At 60.7% G+C, this 19,831-nt stretch carries 23 protein-coding genes and 1 tRNA gene; 13 read left to right on the top strand and 11 right to left on the bottom strand.

What is annotated here, in order from left to right:
• Window positions 1-6: 6 nt before the first annotated feature.
• On the bottom strand, window positions 7-579 hold the full coding sequence (locus HMPREF2736_RS09385) for a DUF4245 domain-containing protein (RefSeq protein WP_070452588.1): 573 nt from the start codon (window positions 577-579) through the stop codon (window positions 7-9).
• Window positions 580-721: 142 nt separating this feature from the next.
• Between HMPREF2736_RS09385 and glpX the strand changes: the two genes are divergently transcribed.
• The gene (gene glpX / locus HMPREF2736_RS09380) at window positions 722-1,732 is read left to right on the top strand and encodes a class II fructose-bisphosphatase (protein ID WP_070452585.1); all 1,011 of its coding nucleotides are present in this window, start codon (window positions 722-724) and stop codon (window positions 1,730-1,732) included.
• 54 nt (window positions 1,733-1,786) lie between these two features.
• Here the strand turns inward: glpX and HMPREF2736_RS09375 are convergent, their stop codons facing one another.
• A complete protein-coding gene (locus HMPREF2736_RS09375; RefSeq protein WP_070829481.1) occupies window positions 1,787-2,479 on the bottom strand; it encodes a CPBP family intramembrane glutamic endopeptidase in 693 nt (230 codons plus the stop codon).
• 103 nt (window positions 2,480-2,582) lie between these two features.
• Between HMPREF2736_RS09375 and HMPREF2736_RS09370 the strand changes: the two genes are divergently transcribed.
• The 4 genes from HMPREF2736_RS09370 to HMPREF2736_RS09355 all read left to right on the top strand — a co-directional run bounded on the left by HMPREF2736_RS09370 (window position 2,583) and on the right by HMPREF2736_RS09355 (window position 6,742).
• Complete coding sequence (locus tag HMPREF2736_RS09370) at window positions 2,583-3,983, top strand: class II fumarate hydratase (protein WP_070452579.1); 1,401 nt, start codon at window positions 2,583-2,585, stop codon at window positions 3,981-3,983.
• A 66-nt stretch (window positions 3,984-4,049) separates the two neighbouring features.
• Window positions 4,050-4,553, top strand: a complete 504-nt coding sequence (locus HMPREF2736_RS09365; protein WP_070482585.1) for a hypothetical protein — start codon at window positions 4,050-4,052, stop codon at window positions 4,551-4,553.
• 27 nt (window positions 4,554-4,580) lie between these two features.
• Entirely contained in the window at window positions 4,581-5,189 is a 609-nt protein-coding gene (locus tag HMPREF2736_RS09360; RefSeq protein ID WP_246822136.1) for a TetR/AcrR family transcriptional regulator, read from the top strand.
• The gene (locus HMPREF2736_RS09355; protein WP_070421682.1) at window positions 5,183-6,742 is read left to right on the top strand and encodes an MDR family MFS transporter; all 1,560 of its coding nucleotides are present in this window, start codon (window positions 5,183-5,185) and stop codon (window positions 6,740-6,742) included. The genes HMPREF2736_RS09360 and HMPREF2736_RS09355 overlap by 7 nt, the downstream gene beginning before the upstream one ends.
• A gap of 66 nt (window positions 6,743-6,808) precedes the next feature.
• Here HMPREF2736_RS09355 and HMPREF2736_RS09350 read toward each other — a convergent pair whose 3' ends face one another.
• Together HMPREF2736_RS09350 and HMPREF2736_RS09345 are read right to left on the bottom strand one after the other, a co-directional pair.
• Window positions 6,809-7,417 (bottom strand): hypothetical protein, encoded by a 609-nt coding sequence (locus tag HMPREF2736_RS09350; RefSeq protein ID WP_070452570.1) that lies wholly within the window; start codon window positions 7,415-7,417, stop codon window positions 6,809-6,811.
• A gap of 25 nt (window positions 7,418-7,442) precedes the next feature.
• On the bottom strand, window positions 7,443-8,063 hold the full coding sequence (locus HMPREF2736_RS09345) for a LysR family transcriptional regulator substrate-binding protein (RefSeq protein WP_070829479.1): 621 nt from the start codon (window positions 8,061-8,063) through the stop codon (window positions 7,443-7,445).
• A gap of 25 nt (window positions 8,064-8,088) precedes the next feature.
• Between HMPREF2736_RS09345 and HMPREF2736_RS09340 the strand changes: the two genes are divergently transcribed.
• Window positions 8,089-8,475 carry a DUF5997 family protein gene (locus tag HMPREF2736_RS09340; RefSeq protein WP_070771291.1) on the top strand — a complete coding sequence of 129 codons (387 nt, stop codon included), beginning with the start codon at window positions 8,089-8,091 and terminating at the stop codon, window positions 8,473-8,475.
• Here HMPREF2736_RS09340 and glyA read toward each other — a convergent pair.
• Entirely contained in the window at window positions 8,472-9,764 is a 1,293-nt protein-coding gene (gene glyA, locus HMPREF2736_RS09335) for a serine hydroxymethyltransferase (protein WP_070421697.1), read from the bottom strand. The genes HMPREF2736_RS09340 and glyA overlap by 4 nt on opposite strands.
• A 112-nt stretch (window positions 9,765-9,876) precedes the next feature.
• Between glyA and coaA the strand changes: the two genes are divergently transcribed.
• Window positions 9,877-10,800 (top strand): type I pantothenate kinase, encoded by a 924-nt coding sequence (gene coaA, locus HMPREF2736_RS09330; RefSeq protein WP_070421685.1) that lies wholly within the window; start codon window positions 9,877-9,879, stop codon window positions 10,798-10,800.
• A gap of 12 nt (window positions 10,801-10,812) precedes the next feature.
• Here the strand turns inward: coaA and HMPREF2736_RS09325 are convergent, their stop codons facing one another.
• The 3 genes from HMPREF2736_RS09325 to mca are packed head-to-tail and all read right to left on the bottom strand — an operon-like array spanning window position 10,813 to window position 12,793.
• Complete coding sequence (locus HMPREF2736_RS09325; protein WP_070421686.1) at window positions 10,813-11,592, bottom strand: isoprenyl transferase; 780 nt, start codon at window positions 11,590-11,592, stop codon at window positions 10,813-10,815.
• 20 nt (window positions 11,593-11,612) lie between these two features.
• On the bottom strand, window positions 11,613-11,912 hold the full coding sequence (locus HMPREF2736_RS09320) for a hypothetical protein (protein ID WP_070452565.1): 300 nt from the start codon (window positions 11,910-11,912) through the stop codon (window positions 11,613-11,615).
• Window positions 11,912-12,793 carry a mycothiol conjugate amidase Mca gene (gene mca, locus HMPREF2736_RS09315; protein WP_070829478.1) on the bottom strand — a complete coding sequence of 294 codons (882 nt, stop codon included), beginning with the start codon at window positions 12,791-12,793 and terminating at the stop codon, window positions 11,912-11,914. The genes HMPREF2736_RS09320 and mca overlap by 1 nt, the downstream gene beginning before the upstream one ends.
• Window positions 12,794-12,895: 102 nt before the next feature.
• Here mca and HMPREF2736_RS09310 point away from each other — a divergent pair, with 102 nt between their 5' ends.
• The 3 genes from HMPREF2736_RS09310 to HMPREF2736_RS09300 all read left to right on the top strand — a co-directional run bounded on the left by HMPREF2736_RS09310 (window position 12,896) and on the right by HMPREF2736_RS09300 (window position 14,520).
• On the top strand, window positions 12,896-13,345 hold the full coding sequence (locus HMPREF2736_RS09310; RefSeq protein WP_246815458.1) for a DUF4307 domain-containing protein: 450 nt from the start codon (window positions 12,896-12,898) through the stop codon (window positions 13,343-13,345).
• A gap of 106 nt (window positions 13,346-13,451) precedes the next feature.
• Window positions 13,452-13,973 (top strand): transcription elongation factor GreA, encoded by a 522-nt coding sequence (gene greA, locus HMPREF2736_RS09305; protein WP_070421690.1) that lies wholly within the window; start codon window positions 13,452-13,454, stop codon window positions 13,971-13,973.
• 37 nt (window positions 13,974-14,010) lie between these two features.
• Window positions 14,011-14,520: a hypothetical protein gene (locus HMPREF2736_RS09300; protein ID WP_070569122.1), complete on the top strand. Its 510-nt coding sequence runs from the start codon at window positions 14,011-14,013 to the stop codon at window positions 14,518-14,520.
• A gap of 115 nt (window positions 14,521-14,635) precedes the next feature.
• Here HMPREF2736_RS09300 and HMPREF2736_RS09295 read toward each other — a convergent pair whose 3' ends face one another.
• Complete coding sequence (locus tag HMPREF2736_RS09295; RefSeq protein WP_070421698.1) at window positions 14,636-15,418, bottom strand: Bax inhibitor-1/YccA family protein; 783 nt, start codon at window positions 15,416-15,418, stop codon at window positions 14,636-14,638.
• A gap of 98 nt (window positions 15,419-15,516) precedes the next feature.
• Between HMPREF2736_RS09295 and HMPREF2736_RS09290 the strand changes: the two genes are divergently transcribed.
• Complete coding sequence (locus HMPREF2736_RS09290; protein ID WP_070452557.1) at window positions 15,517-16,458, top strand: suppressor of fused domain protein; 942 nt, start codon at window positions 15,517-15,519, stop codon at window positions 16,456-16,458.
• 5 nt (window positions 16,459-16,463) lie between these two features.
• Here the strand turns inward: HMPREF2736_RS09290 and HMPREF2736_RS09285 are convergent, their stop codons facing one another.
• A complete protein-coding gene (locus HMPREF2736_RS09285) occupies window positions 16,464-16,928 on the bottom strand; it encodes an S-ribosylhomocysteine lyase (protein ID WP_070421693.1) in 465 nt (154 codons plus the stop codon).
• 196 nt (window positions 16,929-17,124) lie between these two features.
• Window positions 17,125-17,198, bottom strand: a tRNA-Leu gene (locus HMPREF2736_RS09280).
• A 158-nt stretch (window positions 17,199-17,356) separates the two neighbouring features.
• On the opposite strand from HMPREF2736_RS09280, the gene HMPREF2736_RS09275 reads away from it, so the two are divergent.
• Complete coding sequence (locus tag HMPREF2736_RS09275) at window positions 17,357-18,688, top strand: esterase-like activity of phytase family protein (RefSeq protein WP_070569128.1); 1,332 nt, start codon at window positions 17,357-17,359, stop codon at window positions 18,686-18,688.
• A gap of 74 nt (window positions 18,689-18,762) precedes the next feature.
• Window positions 18,763-19,383 (top strand): CPBP family intramembrane glutamic endopeptidase, encoded by a 621-nt coding sequence (locus HMPREF2736_RS09270; protein ID WP_070452551.1) that lies wholly within the window; start codon window positions 18,763-18,765, stop codon window positions 19,381-19,383.
• Window positions 19,384-19,831: the final 448 nt, after the last annotated feature.

Genomic DNA, 19,831 nt, shown 5'->3' with positions numbered 1-19,831 from the left:
TAGAAGCTACTGGGGTGTGATCGGAGTAGCCTTCAGCGCTGCGCTGATGAGCTCTTCGAACTCGTCCGTGCTGCCTGCGCCGGTGACGACGAAGCGTGCGTCGCCGGCGTCCACAATCCACAGGTCGCGGACCTCGCGTTCGTCGCTGGTGTAGACCTCGACGTCGGTGTCGTCGATACGCACTGTGCGATCGAGCATACGGTTGTCGGTGTTGGAGGCTTGGAGCGCCGCATCCTTATCGACGCCAGTCTGGGTGAGTTGCAGGTAGCCACGGTTCGGGGTGACCCACCCGACGACGGGTGCCGAGTTGCCGGCAAGCATGCTGCGGCGCGCCGAGTTGGTGGTCCAGCCTTCTGGCATCTGCGGGTAGCGCACCGGGTAGTTCACCGCACGCGCCTCGAGGTCGAGGAACGCTTCTGCGTCGACCTCCTGCACGGGGCCGGATTCGGGGGCGCCGGGGTTGAAGGAGCACAGCCCGGTCGCGCCGACAGCGACGAGCATGAGCACCACAATGAGCACGGCGTTGATTGCCATGTCTCGGCCGTTTTGGAAGATGCGGGGTTTCTTGTCGTTTGCCACGCGTTTCAGTATGTCATGAGCCACCTGCACCCCAGAACGGGCGGGCTTCTCCCCCGTAAAGGTGGGCGATACCAACACTTCGGCGTGTGGAAGTGCCAGAATAGAGGGGTCGATTTTTGTCCTCTGGAGGAAGGCCCCCGCGATGACTGAACAGTCTGATCTTGTCCCTGACCGCAACCTAGCAATGGAGCTCGTCCGTGTGACGGAGGCAGCAGCGCTCGCCTCTGGTCGTTGGGTGGGTCGCGGACAGAAGAACGAGGGCGACGGCGCCGCCGTGAACGCGATGCGCAAGATGATCAACTCCGTGGAGATGGACGGCGTGATCGTGATCGGCGAAGGCGAGAAGGACGAGGCCCCGATGCTGTTCAACGGCGAGCAGGTTGGCACCGGCCGTGGCGCTGCGGTGGATATCGCCGTTGACCCGGTAGATGGCACCCGCCTGATGGCAGAGGGCCGCCCGAACGCGATTTCTGTTATTGCTGCTGCAGACCGTGGCTCCATGTTCAACCCGCAGGACGCGTTCTACATGAACAAGATTGCTGTCGGCCCGGAGGCGGTCGGAGCGATTGATATCACCGCTTCTGTAGAGGACAACATCAAGTCGGTTGCCAAGGCGAAGGGCGTTCGTCCGGCTGACATCACGGTTGTTGTGTTGGATCGCCCGCGCCACGACAAGCTGGTCGAGGAGATCCGTGCCGCCGGCGCCAAGGTTCGCTTCATCATGGACGGCGACGTTGCCGGCGCAATTGCTGCCGCTCAAGACAACAGCTCCATCGACATCGCTATGGGCATTGGCGGCACCCCGGAAGGTGTTGTCACCGCATGTGCGCTGAAGTGCCTTGGGGGCGACATTCAGGGCATGCTGGCCCCGCAGTCCGACGAGGAGCGCGAGAAGGTACTCGCCGCTGGCCACGACCTGGATCGTGTCCTTGGCATCAACGACCTGGTCACCTCTGATAACTGCTACTTCGCCGCTACCGGCGTGACCAACGGTGACATGCTGCGTGGCGTGACCTACCGCAAGTCTGGCGCCACCACCCGTTCGCTGGTGATGCGTTCGAAGTCCGGCACCGTGCGCTACGTCGAATCCCAGCACCAGCTGGCCAAGCTGCAGGACTACTCGGTGGTCGATTACTCCGAGCCAACCAAGTAGAACCCTGGCTGCTGCCCCGCGCCTTCTCAGCGAAGAGCGCGGGGCTTTGTCGTTCTAGAACAAGGCTCCAATGACTGCTGCGCTAGCCGCGAAGTTGTTGGCTACGTGCACGATGAAACTCGCAGTGATGCCGCCGTGGAACCGTGCGACCAGTGCGAGGCCGATGCCGCAGAAGAATGTGTAGACGATCACGGGTGGCGCGATATGGGCTGCAGCAAAGATGGCGGAGGTGAGCAGCACGCTCGCTGCTGCCGGCATGTGCGTGTCAAAGTAGCCCATGAGCACACGGCGGAACACAATCTCTTCAATCACTGGCCCGAGCAGCAGATAACCGGCAAGCAAGATGAGCACCGGCGCCACACTTCCGGCATCTTTGGCTAAGTCATCTGCGGTTGAGCCTCCGCCTGGTTCCATCCCGATCAGCGAGCCGACGATAGCGCTCGACGCAGCGGCCCCGACGATCACTGCCGGAACTTGCCACAGCACATGCCAGCCTCGACTCCCCAGCCGCGTAAACCCCAGCTCGAGTCCGCGACTTTTCATGTAGCGGATAAGCAGAACCAAGGGCACAACGATGGCAATGAGAACCGCAAGGGGCAGCATGCTGATCGCGACGGTGCGGGACACATTCGCGTGCACCAACAGCAGACCTTGTCCCGCCAAAAGGGCGTACATAGTGGCCATTGCCGCCAACGCCACCAGCGCATCCCTCAATGCGGGGGCCTTTTGTGTCCGGTTTTCAGACATTACAGCTCCTCATTTTTGTTATCTGGGGCATAATCGATCTTTGGAAAGGCACGAGCGCACTTTAGCGTGCGTGGCGTGCATGGGACAGAAGTAAAGGACAATCATGGCTGATCAGGAATACCGCATCGAACATGACACGATGGGCGAGGTCAAGGTGCCCGTCGACGCTCTCTGGCGCGCCCAGACGCAGCGTGCTGTGGAGAACTTCCCAATCTCCGGCCGCGGCCTTGAGGCCCAGCAGATTCGCGCACTTGGTCTGCTGAAGGCTGCGTGTGCTCAGGTGAACAAGGACCTGGGCAAGCTGGACGCTGAGAAGGCGGACGCGATCATCGCTGCTGCGAAGGAGATTGCGGACGGCAAGCACGACGACCAGTTCCCGATCGATGTGTTCCAGACCGGTTCCGGCACGTCGTCGAACATGAACACCAATGAGGTTATCGCGTCCATCGCGAAGGCGAACGGTGTTGAGGTTCACCCGAACGACCATGTGAACATGGGCCAGTCCTCTAACGACACCTTCCCGACCGCTACTCACGTTGCTGCCACCGAGGCTGCCGCAAACGATCTCATCCCGGCGCTGAAGGTGCTCCAGGAGTCCCTGGAGAAGAAGGCGAAGGAGTGGCACGAGGTTGTGAAGTCGGGCCGCACCCACTTGATGGATGCCACCCCGGTCACCTTGGGTCAGGAGTTCTCCGGCTACGCACGCCAGATCGAGCTGGGTGTCGAGCGCGTCGAGGCGACCCTGCACCGTCTGGGCGAGCTGGCCATTGGCGGCACCGCTGTGGGCACCGGCATCAACACTCCGGCTGAGTTCGGCGGCAAGGTTACCGAGGAGCTCAAGAAGCTCACCGGCCTGGATGAGCTCTCCGAGGCAAAGAACCACTTTGAGGCGCAGGCGAACCGCGACAGCCTGGTGGAGTTCTCCGGCGCGATGCGTTCCGTGGCGGTCTCCCTGTACAAGATTGCGAACGATATCCGCCTGATGGGCTCGGGTCCGCTGGCTGGTTTCGCTGAGATCCACCTGCCGGATCTGCAGCCGGGCTCCTCGATCATGCCGGGCAAGGTCAACCCGGTGCTATGCGAGACCGCAACTCAGGTTTCCGCACAGGTCATCGGCAATGACGCTGCTGTGGCGTTCGGTGGCACCCAGGGCCAGTTCGAGCTCAACGTGTTCATCCCGATGATGGCACGCAACGTGCTCGAGTCCTCCCGCCTGCTGGCGAACACTTCCCGTCAGTTCGCCACCAGGCTTGTCGACGGCATCGAGCCGAACGTCGAGCACATGCGCGAGCTTGCCGAGTCTTCCCCGTCGATCGTGACCCCGCTGAACTCTGCAATTGGTTACGAGAACGCAGCCAAGATTGCTAAGCATGCGATCAAGGAGGGCATCACCATCCGTCAGGCCACCATCGACCTTGGTTTCGTCGATGGTGAGAAGCTCACCGAGGAGGAGCTGGACAAGCGCCTCGATGTGCTGTCCATGGCCAACACCGACCGAAACTAGGCCGTAGCTCGCACCTAGCTAGAATCTGCCCCCAGCACTTCACTTCAACATGCTGGGGGCTTTTTCATGCCTGATTCTTTCTCCGAGCTTCGCACTGCCGGTGGCCCGAACAAGCCGTGGGTCGTCGGTGGTGTGCTCGCGCTGATTGTCGCCGTGATCGGCGTCGCGCTCGCTGCGGCATATTGGTACGCCAACCCGAAGCCGGAGCCGACCAACGAGGTGCCCGAAACCGTCACGGTGACGGCACAACCGCAGTTGCGTGACGACGACTCCACCTCCCCCACCGGCACCTACACCGGCACCCTGAACAGCCTGGAGGACAACGCGAAAGTGAAGGCCTGGCCAGCGGTGGCAACCTTCGGTGGTGGGACCGCGTCGGTGACGTATCCGTTGACCGGATGCACCGCACTGATCGGTGAGGACGGTGCGTCGGTGCCGTTGACGAAGCCGTGTGGGGATGGTTCGGGGCGGTGGGTCGTCGAAAAGCAAGAGCCCGGGATTGTGAAACTGACGTACTTTGAAGGCGAAAAAGCGCTGGTAGAAGGGGAACTCTCCGCCGGTTTGCCTTAACATGCACCGGGTGTAATATTGCACCCCGTGCAAAATGAGGGAATTCGGGAACAGAAGCGCCGCGAGACGCTAAAGCGCATCCGCAACGAGGCGGCGGCGCTTGTCGACAAGCGTGGCTACGACAACGTCACCGTCGACGACATCTGCCGCGAGGCAGGCATCTCCCGGCGAACCTTCTTCAACTATGTGGAATCTAAGGACGAGGCGATCTTGGGATCGTTTCCGTTCACCCTCGACGAGGACGCGCTGGACGCGATCCGCACGACCCAGAGCGACAACGTGCTGGAGCTTGTCATTCGTTCCATCGTGGTTGAGCCGGGCACGTTTGATGGTCCGGCGGCGAAGTGTCGTCGTCAATTACTGGAGAACAACCCGGGCTTGATGCACGCCGAAGCCGCCCGAAAGCGCGGATTCCTCACCGAAATTGGTCGCGCCCTCCACGCCCACTTTGAAACCTTCCCGCAGGACCGCAAGCATTCGGGATCGCTGGAGGCGGAAGCACTATTCATCGTCGTGCTATTTCAAGGGGTCGTGACCAGGTACCTCTGGGCACCGCCTGATGAAGGAGACCCAATCGAGCTGCTCATCGAATACGCCAAAGACATCACGAATTACGCAAAGGACATGACATGGTAGACAACCGCGCGGGACGCCACCCACTTCAAGCCACTCCCCCGAACGTCGGCGTCGTGTTCGCTGCCCTGCTGCTGACCATGCTGATGAGTTCGCTGGGCCAGATGATCTTCGCCACGGCCCTGCCGACCATTGTTGGTGACCTCGGCGGCGTGGACCACATGAGCTGGGTCATCTCCTCGTTCTTGGTCACGATGACCATCGCGATGCCCATCAACGGCAAACTTGGCGACGTATTGGGCCGCAAGTGGCTCTACATCACCGGCATCGGCCTGTTCGTAATCGGCTCCGCCATCGGCGGCTTTGCTAACACCATGGAGCTGCTCATCATCGGCCGCGCCATCCAAGGCCTCGGCGCGGGCGGCATGATGGTGAACTCGCAGTCCATCATCGCGGAAGTCGTTCCTGCTCGCGAGCGCGGCAAGTACATGGGCGTGATGGGCGCAGTATTTGGTGTGTCCTCGGTGCTCGGTCCGGTCCTCGGCGGCTGGTTTACCGACGGCCCCGGCTGGCGTTGGGCGCTCTGGATGAACATCCCGCTCGGCCTGCTCGCCATGACGGTATGCACCAAGGTGCTGAAGCTGCGCCGCGGATCCGCCAAGGGCATGAACTTTGACTACATCGGTACCACGCTGATGATCGTGGCCACCACGTCGCTGATCCTCACCACCACATGGGGTGGCACGCAGTACGACTGGACCTCCCCGACCATCATCGCCACCAGCGCTATCGCTGTGATCGCTGCCGTGCTGTTCGTGATTGTCGAGCTGCGCGCGACTAACCCGCTGATCCCCATGGGGCTGTTCCGCAACCGCAACATGGTGCTGACCACCCTGGCGGGCACGGTGCTTGGCCTCGGGATGACCAGTGCTCTCGCCTACCTCCCGACGTACTTGCAAATGGTGCACGAACTGACCCCGACCGACGCGGGCCTTATGATGCTGCCGATGGTGCTCGGCATGCTCGGCACCGGCACGGCAGTCGGCTTCATCATCTCTCGCACCGGCCGCTACAAGATGTACCCACTGTCCGGCATGCTCATTACCACCGTGGGACTGTTCCTGTTCTCTCGGCTGAGCGTGGACACGTCGCTGACCGTGCTCGGGATCTACATGTTCATCTTCGGTTTCGGCCTTGGTCTGGTCATGCAGGTTCTTGTGCTCATCGTGCAGAACTCGTTCCCACTCGCCCAAGTGGGCACCGCAACGTCGACGAACAACTTCTTCCGCCAGATCGGCTCCGCTATCGGCGCCTCCCTGTCCGGCTCGTTGTTCATTCACAACATGCGCGAAAAGCTGGAGGAGCGCCTGCCGGAAGCTCTGGCGAAACTCGGCGAAGAAGGTGCTGCGCTAGGCAAGCAATTCGGTGAGGGTGCCGCGAACTCGCTAACCCCGAGCAGCGTGGCGCAACTGCCCCAGCCGGTGAAGGAAGTCGTGCTGTCGAGCTACAACGACGGCCTTACCCCCGTGTTCCTCCTCATGGTGCCGCTGGCCATCATCGCGTTCGTGATACTCCTGCCGGTCAAGGAAGACCCACTCAAGGAAGATTTGAGCTAACCGGGAAACGAAAACGGCCCGGCCCCTCACATGGGGCCGGGCCGAACGCCGTTACATGGGCGCGGTTTACTTCTCGGTGATCACCGCGGCGAACGGCTCGCCTTCGCCAGCACGGGTCCAGTTGATGGAGCCGCGCTCGAACTCCTGGGTCCAGCCGGACTCGTCCGGGTTAGCAGCCTCCGGAGCCAGCGGGAAGCCCAGCTTCTTATCCACGTTGACGTCGGTCATCCACTCGTTGGCAATCTGACCCCAGGTCGGTGCGCCACCGGTGTTCTCATTCCAGGTGACGTAGTGCTCCTGGTCGTACGTAACGATCCAGCCTTCGTCGACCTGCTCAACCTTCATCGGCTCGCCCCAGGACGGCTCAGCAAACTTATCCATGGCAGCAACGACGCCAGCCGGAACCATTGCGGTGCCGCCGTCAGCAGTTGTAATCTCCTCGGTCGCCTCGGTGCCCTCGCCCGCAGCGCCGATGGAGTCCGCGGAATCGGTTGCGGAAGCGTCAGCGGTTTCCGTCTTCGCAGCCGCAGTCTCAGTCTCTACGTTCGTCTCAGTAGCGGTGGCCTCCACAACCTCGGTCTCTGCCGCGGTGTCGTCGTCGTTAGAGCACGCAACTAACCCGGTAGCAGCCAGGGCTACAGCAGCGGCGGAAGCAGCGATCTTACGGGAAAACATAATTTGTCATACCTTTCATGTTGATTTAGGTGCGTCGCCCATTATGGGCACCGCGCGAACGTCGAGTCTTCTTCCCACCCGATCGGGGGTGCGACGCGGTACGCGACGACCTGGGAGTTCTCCCCTTCGTAATACCAACAAAGTCCTGGATAGCGTCACAATCGTCCGATTTCCGCCACACGAGCGCAACCGTCGTGGTATTAACGCCTTCCCCCGGGTCGATCGGCAGCGCCTTAATCTGCTTCTTCGCAAGCGTCTTCAGCAACGGCAACGGCCCGTAGGCGATGCCGACGTTTGCGGCGACAACGGAAAGGGCGGTGCGCAGATCGTCGATAAGCGGCTGCTCTGCGTACTCGAAATTCACAATCTCTTCCGCAAGATCCCCGCGATCAACCTCCCCCACCTCCGCATAGACGGAGTCCTTTGGCACGGCCACGCCCCAGGCCTCCTCGTAGAGCCGGACCACGTGGTATTCGTCCGTGACCCGCTCGTCCGGAAGCCTGACCAGCGCCGCGTCCGCATCCTTGCCGACGAGGGGAAACGGATCATCCGACGGCAATGTCGCAGGGTCCTCGCCCGACATTTGGGCGTAGCGGCGGAACCATTTGCCGGGTTCAGTACCGGTGACGAACGCGATGGTGAGCATGGCAGGTAATGCTACCGTTTTGGGCATGACTGAACAGACCCCATCCGGCACCGCAATGAAGCCGATGACCGCGGCGAAAAAACTCGGTATCTACCTTCCCGCCACCCCACAGGAGTTCCAGGACGGCGCCATCACTCACGCCGAACTGCGCGAACTGCAGGAAAACCCGCCCGCGTGGCTGCAAGAACTGCGCCTCAACGGCCCGCACCCCCGTACCGAGGTCGCACGCAAGCTCGGCATCTCGGTGACCGCGCTGAAAGCATCCGGCGTTGAGCAGTCGATGACCACGGAGCAAATCCGCGCGCTTCTCGACGACCAACCGGACTGGCTACAAAAAGCCCGCGCCACTCTCGCAGAGCAGCGCGGGCACAATGTCGACACCGCAAGCGCCGCCGACGGCCAGAACGACTAGAGCATCTTCCAGTCTTCAAGGCCCGGGTACAGCGGGTACTTCTCCGCCAGGGCCTCGACACGGGCGCGCAGCGCCGGGATATCAGCCTTCTCGCCCTGGATCAGGGTCTCGGCGATGATGTCGGACACCTCGCGGAAGTCCTCCTCGCCGAAGCCACGGGTAGCAAGCGCCGACGTGCCGATACGCAGGCCAGAGGTGACCTTTGGCGGGCGCGGGTCGAACGGCACCGCATTGCGGTTGACCGTGATGCCTGCGGCGTGCAGGAGGTCCTCGGCCTGCTGGCCATCCATCGGCGAGTTACGCAGGTCCACCAGCACGAGGTGGACGTCGGTGCCGCCGGAGACAACGTCGATGCCGGCAGCCTTCGCGTCCTCGCTGGTAAGGCGCTCGGCCAGGATCTTCGCACCGTCGATGGTGCGCTGCTGACGGTCCTTGAACTCCTCCATGCCCGCGATCTTGAACGCGGTCGCCTTCGCAGCGATGACGTGCATGAGCGGGCCACCCTGCTGACCAGGGAAGACGGCGGAGTTGATCTTCTTGTTCAGCTCCTCATCGTTGGTCAGGATGAAGCCGGAACGGGGGCCACCCAGCGTCTTATGCACCGTGGAGGACACCACGTGCGCATGCGGGACCGGCGACGGGTGCAGGCCAGCCGCAACCAGGCCGGCGAAGTGGGCCATGTCAACCCACAGGTAGGCGCCGACCTCGTCCGCGATCGAGCGGAACTCAGCGAAGTCCTCGTGGCGCGGGTAGGCGGACCAGCCGGCGATGATCACCTTCGGCTTGACCTCGCGAGCCTGCTCACGCAGCTTGGCCATATCGATGAGGTGGGTGTCCTTCTCTACCTCGTACGCTGCCACGTTGTAGAGACGGCCGGAGAAGTTGATCTTCATGCCGTGGGTCAGGTGGCCGCCGTGAGCCAGGTTCAGGCCCAGGATGGTGTCACCCGGCTCCGCCAGTGCCATTAGCACAGCGGCGTTCGCCTGCGCACCGGAGTGTGGCTGCACGTTTGCAAACTTTGCACCGAAGACTTCCTTGGCACGCTCCTGTGCCAGGGTCTCCACAACGTCCACGTGCTCGCAGCCACCGTAGTAGCGCTTGCCCGGGTAGCCCTCGGCGTACTTGTTGGTCAGCACAGAACCCTGTGCCTCAAGTACGGCGCGCGGAACGAAGTTTTCAGACGCAATCATTTCGAGGGTGTTGCGCTGGCGCGCTAGCTCGTCGACAATCGCGGCGTGAACTTCGGGGTCAAAAGTAGCCAGATCCTGGTAACGGAAATCTTCAGACACGTCCACCGGGTCCTTTCTCGTTCGGTCGTAGTTACCGCTTCGAAGTATATGTAAGCAACCCGGGTGTTATGTCGAATTCCATGCACAGGATCCAAGGTGAAACAATAGGGCCATGCCACGTGTCGATTCTTCGCCTTACCTCGATTTTCACCGCGAGGACTGGCGCAAACGTCGTGCCACCATGCCACAGGTGCTCACCGAAGATGAGCTCACCAAACTCGCAGGCATCGGTGAGAGCCTCGATCTGCAAGAGGTCGAAGACATTTACCTACCGCTGTCGCGCCTGATCCACCTGCAGGTACGAGCGCGCCAGAAACTGACCAAAGCCACCGAAACGTTCATCGGCGGCGATCCGGGGCATGTGCCGTTCATCATCGGGCTTGCAGGCTCGGTCGCAGTAGGCAAATCAACCACCGCGCGTGTGCTGCAGGTGCTACTTCAGCGCTGGGACTCCCACCCCCGCGTCGACCTGATCACCACTGACGGGTTTCTGCACCCCTCCGCAGTGCTCAAGGAGCGCGGCTTGATGGCCCGTAAGGGCTTCCCTGAGTCTTACGACCGCCGCAACCTCATGCGATTTGTCACCGAGGTGAAATCGGGCCAGCCCCTGGTCAAGGCTCCGATCTACTCCCACGAGGCCTACGACATTCTCCCGGACGAGTACATCGAGGTACGCCAGCCAGACATCTTGATTCTGGAGGGCCTCAACGTATTGCAGACCGGCCCAACGCTGATGGTGTCGGACCTGTTCGACTTCTCCATCTATGTCGACGCCAAGACCTCCGACATCGAGCACTGGTACATCGAGCGCTTCCTCAAACTGCGCGATACCGCCTTCCAGGAGCCCGGCGCACACTTTGCTCACTACGCAGGTCTTGACGACGCGCAGGCGACCTACGCCGCACGCGAAATCTGGCAGTCCATCAACCTGCCAAACCTGGTGGAAAACATTCTGCCCACGCGGGTGCGCGCATCGCTTGTGCTGCGCAAGGATTACGACCACACCGTTCAGCGCGTCCGCATGCGCAAGCTCTAATTCGCCAGGGTTTTATTTGCCAAAGCGGCGGGAGCGCTGCGAATAGTCGCGCAGTGCTCGCAGGAAGTCGATCTTACGAAACGCTGGCCAGTACGTATCCGTGAACCAGATTTCGGAGTACGCGGCCTGCCACAGCAGGAATCCGGAAAGACGCTGCTCACCGGAGGTGCGGATCACCAGATCTGGGTCGGGCTGGCCCTTGGTGTAGAGGTGCTCACCAATCGAGTCGACCGTCACCGCCTCTTTGATTTCGGCGGGGGTTGCGCCGGCGGCTGCGGTGTCGTCGATAAGCGCACGCACCGCGTCCACGATCTCCTGGCGCCCGCCATAGCCCACCGCAATATTCACGGTCAGCCCGGCTTTCTCGGTAGTGGTAGCGGCGCTTTCTCGCATGCGTGCTGCCACATCGTCCGGCAGCAGGTCCAGTTGGCCGACCAAGCGCACGCGGCAGGTGTAATCCTCGGTGGCGAGGTCCTCGATGACTTCGGAGATGATGTCGAAGAGCAGCTCCACCTCCTCCGAGGTGCGCTGAAGGTTCTCGGTGGAAAGCAGGTAGATCGTGAGGACATCGACGTCCATTTCCGCAGACCAGCGGACTAAATCACCGATCTTCGCGCCGCCGACCCTGTGGCCGTGGGAAATGTCCTTAAACCCCGACTCACGAGCCCAGCGACGGTTCCCGTCAGCCATCACGGCGATGTGCTTCGGGCGTTTCTTTCCACGCAGCTCACGCTTAAGTCGTGCTTCGTACAGCTGGTACAGCGGGTAGCGCAGTTTGGAGAGGACAGACACAACGTTGATTCTAGCGGGGCTTAAAAGGTGCGCTTCTTACGCTGGTCGGCAACGCCAGCCTTCGCCATGGCCTCGTCGATAGCTTTCTCGTCGAAAGGATCAATGCCATGCGCCTCAGCAAATGCTTGACGACGACGGAACCGGGAGAAACGCCGGTGAAACGCATACCCAATCGACAAGACAACGACCGCGAGGCAGACAAGCAGCAGCAGCCCAATCGGCGACGCCTTGCCAAAGTCCGGACCAGCCGGGGTCTCCCCCGGCGACTGCGCCAGGACCAGATCAACGGTTGCGGCGGCGTTGATGAAGTTGGCGAACACTACTCCTCCTCAGCACCGGCATCGATACCGGCAAACAAGTCATCTTCAGGCAAGGTGGTCTCCACCCGGGTACGTGCGAGCTCGAATTCTTCCGTCGGCCACACCTTTTGCTGGTCCGCCACCGGGCTGGCCAAAAACGCCCCTGCCGGATCGATCTGGGTGGCGTGAGCAGTCAGCGCCTGCTCACGTTGTCCAAAGTAGTCGGCGCACTCCACTTGGGTGGTCACGCGGTCAAACACATCCCCCTCGGCTTCCTCCCAGCGCTTGATCATGAGCTCGTAGGGGCTCTTCTCACCGCGTTCGAACAACGCCTCTTGCAGCAGCTTCATGCGCTGGAGGATGAAACCATGCGTGTAGTAGAGCTTCAGCGGTGTCCACGGCTCGCCGGCTTCTGGCGCAAACGAGGCGTCACCCGCCTTCTCCCACGCAATCATCGAAATCGCGTGAACCATGAGATGGTCCGGGTGCGGGTAGCCACCGTTTTCGTCGTAGGTAATGATGACGTGCGGTTTGAACTCGCGGATCTCCTTCACGATCTTCACCGCAACCTCTTCCGGGTCCTGGACCGCAAATGACCCCTCCGGCAGCGGAGGCAGCGGGTCCCCCTCGGGCAGGCCGGAGTCTTCGTAGCCCAGCCAAACGTGTTCCACACCAAGCGCCTCGACGGCACGCGCCATCTCCTCGTGGCGCACGGCCGTCATGTTTTCGAGCACCCCAGGGCGGTCCATCGCAGGGTTCAAAATGTCCCCACGTCGTCCGTCGGTACAGGTCACCACCTTCACACGGTTCCCTTCGGCAGCGTATTTCGCCATGGTCGCCGCACCCTTCGAGGACTCATCGTCCGGGTGAGCGTGGATCGCCATCAGACGCAGACCAGCCACTCGTACTCTCCAACTTTTGTAGGGGTGTTGTTAGAACTTCGGAACATCTTAGTACCATCCCAGTTAAGTCCCTATCCCCCTTGTTATTGCGAGGTTGCATCCGTGTCCACTCCAGTGCGCCGTCCGTCGCAACGCTATAGCTCCGGCAAGAGCGACGGCGTGAGCGGCAAAGTGGTCGCAGTCGCCGCTGTGCTCATCGCCATCGCGTTCATCTTCTTCGGCGCCCGAACGATCATCGACAGGATGGACCGTCCCGTCACCGCTGAATTTATTTCGCAGGAACATATCGACGACTCAACCGGACGCCTTTGGATCGACGTGACCCGCAAGGACCCGTCGGTACCGGCCTATTGCATCGTCACCGCGGTGGATTACTCCCATGCTGAGGTGGGTCGCCGCGAGGTCATCCTTCCCGCCGGCGGGGAGAAGCACCAGCGCATCCCGGTGGACCTGCCGCTGCGTGAACCGCTTGTTTCCGGCCGCATCTACGGCTGTTCCGAAAATCTGCCGTTCTACATGGACCCGGAGAGCAAATTTTACGACGCCCGCTAGCACACGGGCTGCGTACTACCATGTGCTAATCTTTTGCGGTATATCTGCACAGTTTCGCCCGCAGCCTGCGGGCTCGTTTTACGTATGAGGGAAGGGTGTTACCCCTATGGCTGAACCCCAGCAGCAGTACATTACCCCGGAAATGAAGGCCAAGCTGGAGGCCGAACTCCAGCAGCTGATCGATAACCGTCCGGTGATTGCCGCGGAGATCAACGAGCGCCGCGAGGAAGGCGACCTGAAGGAAAACGCTGGTTACGACGCAGCTCGTGAGCAGCAGGATCAGGAAGAGGCTCGCATTAAGCAGATCTCTGAGATCCTCTCCAACTCCACCACCGAGCGCACCGGCATTGTCGAAGGTGTCGCTCACATCGGTTCCGTCGTTCACGTCTACTACAACGGCGACAAGGAGGACCGCGAAACGTTCCTCATCGGTACCCGCGCTGCGTCGACCGACAACGCTGATTTGGAGACCTACTCCGAGCAGTCCCCGCTGGGCGCCGCCGTCGTTGGTGCCGCTGAGGGCGAGACCCGTACCTACACGGCTCCGAATGGTCGCGAGATTTCGGTCACGATCGTCAAGGCTGAGCCGTATGATTCAGTTAAAGCTTCAACGCCTCGTGCAAAGTAGTTTTACCCGTTCTTTTTCGATAGCGAAGGATCATCCTGTGATTGCAACCTCTTCCCGCAAAGCTCTGGTTGGCGTAGCTGCCATCGCTGCTCTCGCCCTCGCCGGCTGCACCCCGCCGAACGAGAACCCGTCCGACAAGAAGGTCGACACCGCGACGAGCCAGGACGCTAGCTCCCTCAAGGGTGCTGGTGCTTCCGCCACCGCCGCGACCAATGTTGTCGAGGCCAGCGAGGCGACCGCGACGGAGACCCTCGAGGCCGCCGCGGACGAGCTGCCAACCTTCAACAACTGTGGCGAGACCGGCCTGCTGCGCCCGACTCAGCTGACGGTCGACTGCAAGAGCCAGAACGATTTCCTGCAGGACATCGTCTGGGATACCTGGACCGCCGACCTGGCTGAGGGCACCGCAACCCGTGTTGTCCTAGATCCGAATAACCGCGAGGAAGGCGTCAAGGTTGTCCTTGGCGCTCCGCAGGTTGTGAACAACGATCTGCTGTTCACTACCATCTCGGTTGATGGTGCGACCGTGAACCCGGATCGTCTCTAATCGTCTCTAATCGCCTCTCATCGGCGCAAAGAGTAGCGGCCCTGTTCCAATCGGAACAGGGCCGCTTTATTGTCGGCGGCGTTTGGTACCGCCGTTTAGCGTTGCTTAGCGCCGTCTAGCGGTCGTTGGCGAAGTAGGACAGCAGACGCAGGATCTCGGTGTAGAGCCACACGAGCGTCACAGCGAGGCCCAGTGCGACGCCCCACGCGGCGTTCGACGGTGCGCTGGTGCGCACGAGCCTGTCGGCCAGATCGAAGTCCTGCAGGAAGGAAATAGCTGCGAGGACCACGCATACGACGCCGAAGATGATGGACATGGTGCCGCCATCACGCAGTGGGTTCTGGCCGGTGAAAAGAGCGAGCAGCAGGTTGCCCAGCGCCATGATGACAACGCCGAAGATGGCGCCGGTGATCAGGCGGTTCAGTCGCGGCGTGACGCGGATGGCGCCGGTGCGGTAAACCACGAGCATGCCGATGAACACGCCGAGGGTGCCCAGGATGGCCTGGAAAATCATCTGGCCAGCGTCAGCCCCGCCGACGGAGAACCAGCCGGAGATCAGCAGAGAGAATCCGCCTAGGAACAGGCCTTCAAAGGCTGCGTACAGAAGCGTCACCGTGCGGGAGCCGAAGGTGCGCGAGAACGCGTGGACCAGGGTGACCACGAACGCGCCGATACCGCCGACAAGCGTTAGGATCATCCCCACGCCGGCGTTTCCGGACAGGTAGATGCCGAAGTTAATCGCGGCGAACAGGATGATAACGGCGATGGTGATGCCGGTCTTGGAGACAATGTCATCGACCGTCAGCGGGCGGTCCTGCTGGATTTCGGGCGCGTAGCCGTAGCCAGCGGTGTGTTCTTCATTGGTCAGGTTCTTCAGAACCGGGTTGGTACTTCTCACGTCGTCCAACATTCCTTTCGAGTCTTGTTGCGACCACTATTCACAGGTTGTAACGCTTGCACCTTCAAAAAGGTTCCCGAGGCGTAGAATTTGGACACATGGGTGTGTTCGATCGTTGGCGTCGCGGCCCGAGCACGGGCGGCGATCTTGTCCTGGACAGGTTGTCTGCAGCAACTGGTGGCGCGCAGGCCTACACCTTTTCCTATGCAGCGTTGGATGTGCTCGCATTTCTTGTCGACGACCCCCTCCCCCACGTCTTGTACTGCACGTTCGGGTTGTCCCAGGTGGAGTCGTCGCAACGCGTTGCGGGCACACAGACCGAGCTCACGCTCCGCATCCCGATGGACGATGAGGTGTTCCCTCCTGAGTGGCCGGCGCAGCAGCTGGCACGCATGGCTCGCAACGTGGTCCGCAGCGGAGTCGAGATTGAGCCTGGGCATTATTTATCGTCGGCTTCTGGCTCGCTCGCGGGGTTTGTGTTCGTCGCGGATCCACTCCTCGGCTGTGCGGAGGGACCGACCGGGCGAGTGCAGTTCACCTACGCCGCGGGGTTGGTCGGAGATGATCTGGAGCGGATGTTGCGGTGGGATCCGGTGAAGTTCGCGGGCGTGCTCGGCGAGCATGTGCCGCTTGGGTTGACGGACCCTGCACGTGCCCCACTGTCAAGCGATCCGCAGGTGCGTGTGCTTCTCGACGACGCCTCGCACACCGACGGCTCCTCTATCGGCGCAAACACCGCCAAGTATTTAGATGTCGATGTCGCTGGGCGTGTGGACCTCGACGAACGTGCCGCCGCCGCACTGCTTCGGGCGGCGCGCTACCGATTGCTGTTTGGCAAGTCATATGCCCTCATCCGCAACGACACGTGGCTCATGTTCGACCCGAAGGCAATCGATCTCGAGTTGGCCGAGGATCACATTGTCGTGCCGGGCCGTGCCGACGTAGCGAACGAATTGCTCGCTGTATTCGACACTGCGCCGGGCACTTACGCGTTGACTACCGTGCCGTTGACGTTCCAGGTCATCGACCCGACAACGTAGGACGCTTACTTAAAGACGTTGCCCCACCCGTCACGCTTGTCCAGAAACGCCTGCGCTTCGCGCTTGGCGGCCTCGAGGTCGTGGCTTGCGCCCCAGCCGCACTGCTTCTCGTTCGCAGCCGGCACCTCGGTGGCATTGGTGATGTCGGTGAGCGTCTTTTCCACCAGATCAGCGACCTCAGCCTCGGCGACGTCGCCGGAGAGCATCAGGTAGAAACCGGTCTGGCAGCCCATCGGGCCGAAGTCGATCACGTTGTCTGCATGGTTGCGGGCGTGCTCGGCAAACATGTGCTCCAGGGAGTGCACTGCCGGCATCTCAAGGTGCTCGACGTTCGGCTGCTTGAAGCGGATGTCCCACTTCACCAGCGTGTCACCCTGGGGAAGTTCCTTTCGGTCCGCCAGGCGAATAAACGGTGCGTCAACCTTGGTGTGGTCGAGGTTGAAGGATTCAACATTCATGCGATCAGTCATGGCCTCGACTGTACTGAACGCGCTGGCCCGTTCCCATCACTGGATTCATCGTCGCGAGTCGCGCTGGTCACGGCTGCCGCATCCCGAATCGGCGAGGCTGCGTAGCTTGCTGCGCGAGTGAGCTTCTTGCTTTCCGACGACACCTCGTCAACGGCTGCTATACCGCCATGTAGCCCGGTTACCGGGCAAGTAATTGTGCCCCCAGTCGGGCTCGAACCGACACTGGGCGGATTTTAAGTCCGCTGCCTCTGCCAATTGGGCTATAGGGGCGCCGAGAAATATGGTACTTCCCCGGCGCCTCAATGCTGAAACCGGCCGGAAAATCTCACCGAGCGAAAGTGCACTGCCCGCCATACACTCGCTGTGCGAAATGTAAGTTTCGCCTGAGTTTCTCGCTCAGTTCCTGGCGATTTTCGAGGTAGTGACACATGAACATTCAACTTCCACCCCCTTTAAACCAACTGATCAAAGACATCAACCTTGAGCAGCTCATCGCAGCAGTAGCAGGCGTTTTCGTCGTCGGTGGTCTTGTCGGCGGAGCAATTGGCGCGGCTGCCGGCAACGGATCCGAGCATTCTGGTTCCAGCAACAGCGACGTAGATCCAACGGCGTCCACCACGGCTCCCGAGGTCACTGGCCCAACTCTCGAGGGCCGTGCGAAGCTCTCGGCGTTATACCAGGCTCCCGGCCCGAATTCAGGCAAGGATGCTTTCGACGGTAACGGGCAAACCCACCCTTTTAAAGGGCAGGTCATCCCCGGCTTTTCTGGAATGATCGAGATTGGCGACGGCACGTTTTATGGCTTGCCAGATAACGGCTTCGGTTCGAAATCGAATTCTTCCGATTTCCTCCTGAGGATCTACACGGTCAAGCCCAATTGGGAAACGGCGGAAACAGCGAAGAATCCACAAACCACCGGTGGTGTTGATGTACTTGACTACATCTCATTAAAAGACCCCGACGGAAAGATTCCGTGGAAGATCGTCAACAACGACACCGAGGATCGTCTACTTACCGGCGCAGACTTTGACCCCGAGTCATTCGTCCAGGCCGCCGACGGATCTTTCTGGATCGGCGAGGAGTTCGGCCCCTACATCCTCCATGTGGACAAGAACGGCACCTTGCTCGAAGAGCCCTACGCATACCCAGGTGTGAAGAGCCCATCGAACCCAACACTTGGCGATAATGAGCGACCAAACCTGCGCAATTCCAAAGGCTTTGAAGCCATGGCATGGGACGGACGCTATCTTTACCCGATTTTCGAGGGGTACCTCGACAAGGCGGCCGACAAGCGTGAACGCGTCATTTCTCAGTTCGACACAACGACAGGCAAATACACCGGCAAGACTTGGACCTACCTTGCTGAAGGCGATGACGCGCTCATCGGCGACGCTTTCCTAACCAAGGATGGCCGTTTGCTCGTGCTTGAGCGCGACGACTTCCTCGGCTCCGATGCGAAGCTGAAGAAGGTATTCGAGGTTGCGAATTTCAAGGGTATCGAGCCAGGGAAAACAGTGGAAAAGGCGCTTATGGCAGACCTTCTCAACATCGCCAACCCCAATAAGATCGGCATGGTTTCCGATGCACGGGCATACGGTGTCGGCGACCCTTTCATGTTTGCGCTACTGAGCGTCGAAACGATTGTTCAGCTTGAGGACGGCCGATACTTAACTGCCTTGGACAACAACTTCCCTGGCGATGACGGCCGGTACCGCGGTAAGCCAGACGACACGGAGATGATCATCTTCTCTGTCAATTAACAACTATCTGCCCTGAGAAACTGCCCGGTAATCTGTCATTCACATCGCCAGATTATTTGGACGGAGTTTCTCTCGTGGCCAGGCAATGGTTGTTTCTTCTGCCCTGCGCTTTTGGTGCGCTCGGGCTCTTCCTCGCGCGCCAGGCTGGCGACGGCACCGCAGGTTTCTACTGGGCCACCGCTTTTACCGCCGTCGTGTACCTAGCCGCCTGGTGGGTGTGGGGCGACAAAGGCGCATTCGCTGGCCCCGGCAAACTCCGCGACGTCGTACGTGGCATCGGATTAGGCACCGCACTTGCGGTTGTCTTTTTCTTGGGTGCCCTGATCGTCACCCGCATCCCAGCACTTGCCGGCCCTGTCGCAGAGATCCTGGATACTCCTAACAAAGGCGGTTACGCGCTGACGCTGCTCGTCCTCGTGGTCAACGGCGTCGGCGAGGAGCTCATCTTCCGCGACGTCGTCCCCCGCCAGCTACAAAGCATTGGACAAACGGTGCTGCAAGCTGGTGTGTGGTCGACGGTCGCCTACGGGTTGGTCACCGTCGTGATGGGTGTGCCGCTGCTTGTGTTCGCGGCAGTGGTCCTCGGTGCGCTCGCCTATACCGAGGCAGTGCGCACCGGCAGGCTGTACTCCCCCATCGCACTCCACCTGACGTGGAGCATCGCAATGCTGCTGATCTTGCCTTCCCTTCTCTGAGGTCACCGAACTCATTGTTGTCCCTATACATAGGCATCGAGCCGGGCTCCGTCTTAATGGTGGTCTAGCCTGCTCGTGGGGTTGAACCGCCCTGTTTTCGTGTCTTGGGCGCTGTTGTTGGGTGTGCTCGTAAAACGGGGGTAATTTCCGGGGGTAAGCAGGTGGTGCAGATTGCTGAACAATCCGCACGTCACACCCATTTCGAGCCGTTTTCACAGTCGTTGAACAATCCTCCCGACCATTTTAGGGCTGTTTTGAAGTGCTGTTCCGGCATTTCCCCAGGTCGCGATTCAAACGGGCGGGTGTTGGCTGAAAACACCCTTAAACCGCATACTATGCATGCATAAAGATTGTTCAACGAAGTGCACCCAAGGCAAATCGGATCGTTCAACAACCCTTCGCGTCAGTGTGGAATGTGGGTTGGATTGGTGAACAATCCAGACGTTAA

It is taken from the genome of Corynebacterium sp. HMSC036E10 (genome assembly GCF_001836265.1).
In the GTDB taxonomy this organism is placed as follows: domain Bacteria; phylum Actinomycetota; class Actinomycetes; order Mycobacteriales; family Mycobacteriaceae; genus Corynebacterium; species Corynebacterium coyleae.
The sequence above is the reverse complement of the archived record's forward strand: the minus strand, read 5'-3'. Positions and strand labels throughout refer to the sequence as shown.

Coding starts and splice junctions, on each gene's coding strand:
- glpX (WP_070452585.1), top strand. CDS start 722: ATGACTGAACAGTCTGATCTTGTCCCTGACCGCAACCTAGCAATGGAG.
- HMPREF2736_RS09375 (WP_070829481.1), bottom strand. CDS start 2,479: ATGTCTGAAAACCGGACACAAAAGGCCCCCGCATTGAGGGATGCGCTG.
- HMPREF2736_RS09370 (WP_070452579.1), top strand. CDS start 2,583: ATGGCTGATCAGGAATACCGCATCGAACATGACACGATGGGCGAGGTC.
- HMPREF2736_RS09365 (WP_070482585.1), top strand. CDS start 4,050: ATGCCTGATTCTTTCTCCGAGCTTCGCACTGCCGGTGGCCCGAACAAG.
- HMPREF2736_RS09355 (WP_070421682.1), top strand. CDS start 5,183: ATGGTAGACAACCGCGCGGGACGCCACCCACTTCAAGCCACTCCCCCG.
- HMPREF2736_RS09350 (WP_070452570.1), bottom strand. CDS start 7,417: ATGTTTTCCCGTAAGATCGCTGCTTCCGCCGCTGCTGTAGCCCTGGCT.
- HMPREF2736_RS09345 (WP_070829479.1), bottom strand. CDS start 8,063: ATGCTCACCATCGCGTTCGTCACCGGTACTGAACCCGGCAAATGGTTC.
- HMPREF2736_RS09340 (WP_070771291.1), top strand. CDS start 8,089: ATGACTGAACAGACCCCATCCGGCACCGCAATGAAGCCGATGACCGCG.
- coaA (WP_070421685.1), top strand. CDS start 9,877: ATGCCACGTGTCGATTCTTCGCCTTACCTCGATTTTCACCGCGAGGAC.
- greA (WP_070421690.1), top strand. CDS start 13,452: ATGGCTGAACCCCAGCAGCAGTACATTACCCCGGAAATGAAGGCCAAG.
- HMPREF2736_RS09290 (WP_070452557.1), top strand. CDS start 15,517: ATGGGTGTGTTCGATCGTTGGCGTCGCGGCCCGAGCACGGGCGGCGAT.
- HMPREF2736_RS09285 (WP_070421693.1), bottom strand. CDS start 16,928: ATGACTGATCGCATGAATGTTGAATCCTTCAACCTCGACCACACCAAG.
- HMPREF2736_RS09275 (WP_070569128.1), top strand. CDS start 17,357: ATGAACATTCAACTTCCACCCCCTTTAAACCAACTGATCAAAGACATC.